Origin of the sequence: Kitasatospora sp. NPDC057542 (assembly GCF_042801945.1) — a bacterium.
Lineage (GTDB): Bacteria > Actinomycetota > Actinomycetes > Streptomycetales > Streptomycetaceae > Kitasatospora.
This window is the reverse complement of record NZ_JBHVFE010000740.1, coordinates 1-2537: the sequence shown is the minus strand read 5'-3', so window position 1 is coordinate 2537 and position 2537 is coordinate 1. Positions and strand designations below refer to the sequence as shown.

2 protein-coding genes are annotated in these 2537 nt (G+C 71.9%); both read left to right on the top strand.

Annotated features, from left to right (window positions below; translation table 11 throughout):
* Positions 1-214: 214 nt before the first annotated feature.
* Positions 215-1015, top strand: coding sequence for a fumarylacetoacetate hydrolase family protein (locus ACFU7Y_RS42925; RefSeq protein WP_224283776.1), 801 nt, complete (start codon positions 215-217; stop codon positions 1013-1015).
* 61 nt (positions 1016-1076) lie between these two features.
* Positions 1077-2507 (top strand): glutamate--tRNA ligase, encoded by a 1431-nt coding sequence (gene gltX / locus ACFU7Y_RS42920; protein ID WP_380771897.1) that lies wholly within the window; start codon positions 1077-1079, stop codon positions 2505-2507.
* Positions 2508-2537 lie beyond the last annotated feature (30 nt).

The window sequence follows — 2537 nt, the reverse complement described above, 5'->3', positions numbered from 1 at the left end:
GCGCCGTCGTCACAGCAGTGGCGGCGGCGCCCTCGGCGTACCCGCCCGCTCGCGGGTTCCGCCCCGATCATCCCGAACAGGGACAAAGCGGTCAGCCGGGGCCCCACGCGATAGCCTGGAGGCCGATTGACGGGGCCGCGCCCACCGTGGGCGGGGCGCCCACCAGCGCCCGGGCGCGCCCCGGGCGGCCGACGAAGCGAGGGGTAGCCCAGCCGTGCGCATTGCCAGGTTTTCCGTCCGGGAAGGGAGCCCTGCCGCCGGCAGCGTCTCCTTCGGCGTGGTGGAGGGCGACCCTTCCCAGCCCGACTCGCTGGTCGTCCACGCCCTGGCCGGCCACCCGTTCGGCCAGCCCCAGCCCACCGGCGAGAGCTTCCGTTTCCAGGACGTCCGGCTGCTCAGCCCGATGCTCCCGAACAAGATCGTGGCGGTCGGCCGCAACTACGCGGCGCACGCGGCGGAGCTGGGCAACGGCGTCCCGGACGTCCCGCTCACCTTCTTCAAGCCGTCCACCTCGGTGATCGGTCCGACCGAGAACATCGCCTACCCGCCGTTCTCCTCGGACGTCCACCACGAGGCCGAACTCGCCGTGGTGATCGGCCGGATGTGCCGCGAGGTGCCGCTGGACCGGGTGCCCGAGGTGATCCTCGGCTACACCTGCGCCAACGACGTCACCGCCCGGGACGTCCAGCAGCGCGAGGGCCAGTGGGCCCGGGCCAAGGGCTTCGACACGGCCTGCCCGCTGGGCCCGTGGATCGAGACCGACCTCGACCCGAGCGACCTCGCGGTCACCTGCACGGTCAACGGCGAGCTCCGCCAGAGCGGCCGCACCTCCCTGATGGTCCGCTCGGTCGCCGAGCTGATCGTCCACATCTCCGAGGCCATGACGCTGCTGCCCGGCGACGTCATCCTCACCGGCACGCCCGCAGGGGTGGGCCCCCTCAACGTCGGCGACGAGGTCGCCGTCTCCATCGAAGGCATCGGCACTCTCACCAACAAGGTGATCAAGCGTGGCTAACACTGACCCGGCCGTCCGGGTTCGCTTCTGTCCGTCCCCGACCGGCAACCCCCACGTGGGGATGGTCCGCACGGCCCTCTTCAACTGGGCCTACGCCCGCCACAACGGCGGCACGCTGGTCTTCCGGATCGAGGACACCGACTCCGCCCGCGACTCCGAGGAGTCGTACAACCAGCTGCTCGACGCCATGCGCTGGCTCGGCCTCGACTGGGACGAGGGCCCCGAGGTCGGCGGCCCGGACGCGCCGTACCGCCAGTCGCAGCGGATGGACATCTACGCGGACGTCGCCCGCCGCCTGTACGAGGCCGGCCACGCCTACCACTGCTACTGCTCCACCGAGGAGCTGGACGCCCGCCGCGAGGCCGCCCGCGCGGCCGGCAAGCCCTCCGGCTACGACGGGCACTGCCGCGACCTGACCGACGAGCAGGTCGCCGTCTACAAGCTGGAGAAGCGCGAGCCGATCCTGCGCTTCCGGATGCCCGACAAGACCATCAGCTTCGACGACCTGGTGCGCGGCACGCTCACCTTCGAGCCGGAGAACGTGCCGGACTACGGCATCGTCCGGGCCAACGGCGCCCCGCTGTACACCCTGGTCAACCCGGTGGACGACGCCCTGATGGGCATCACCCACGTGCTGCGCGGCGAGGACCTGCTGTCCTCCACCCCGCGGCAGGTCGCGCTGTACGCCGCGCTCGCCGAGATCGGCGTCGGCAACGGCACCACCCCGCGCTTCGGCCACCTGCCGTACGTGATGGGCGAGGGCAACAAGAAGCTCTCCAAGCGCGACCCCCAGTCCTCGCTCAACATGTACCGCGAGCGCGGCTTCATCCGCGAGGGCCTGCTCAACTACCTGTCCCTGCTCGGCTGGTCGCTGGCCGAGGACCGCGACCTGTTCGACATGGACGAGATGGTCGCCGCCTTCGACGTCACCAAGGTGAACGCCAACCCGGCCCGCTTCGACCTGAAGAAGTGCGAGGCGATCAACGCCGAGCACGTCCGCCGGCTGGCCCCGGAGGACTTCGTCCGCCGCCTGGTGCCCTTCCTCCAGGGCGCCGAGCTGCTGCCGGCCGAGCCCACCGCCGAGCAGCTGGACCTGCTCGCCAAGGTGGCGCCGCTCACCCAGGAGCGGATGGTCGTGCTGAGCGAGATCGTGAACATGGCCGGCTTCCTGTTCGTGGCGTCGGAGAAGTTCGCCCTCGACCCGGACGACGCCGCCAAGGTGCTCACCGCGGACGCCCGCCCGGTGCTGGAGGCCAGCATCAAGGCGCTGGAGGAGCTCGCGGACTTCACCCCGGAGCCGATCCAGGCGGCGCTGCGCGAGGCGCTGGTGGACGGCCTGGGCATCAAGCCCAAGTTCGCCTTCACGCCGCTGCGGGTGGCCGTCACGGGCCGCCGGGTCTCCCCGCCGCTGTTCGAGTCCATGGAGCTGCTGGGACGCCCGGAGACGCTGCGCCGGCTGCGTGCCGCCCTGGAGGCCCTGCCGGCCGCCTGAGCGGGCCGCTGAGCAGGCCGCGGGCCCGGC

Coding starts and splice junctions, on each gene's coding strand:
- gltX (WP_380771897.1), top strand. CDS start 1,077: ATGGTCCGCACGGCCCTCTTCAACTGGGCCTACGCCCGCCACAACGGC.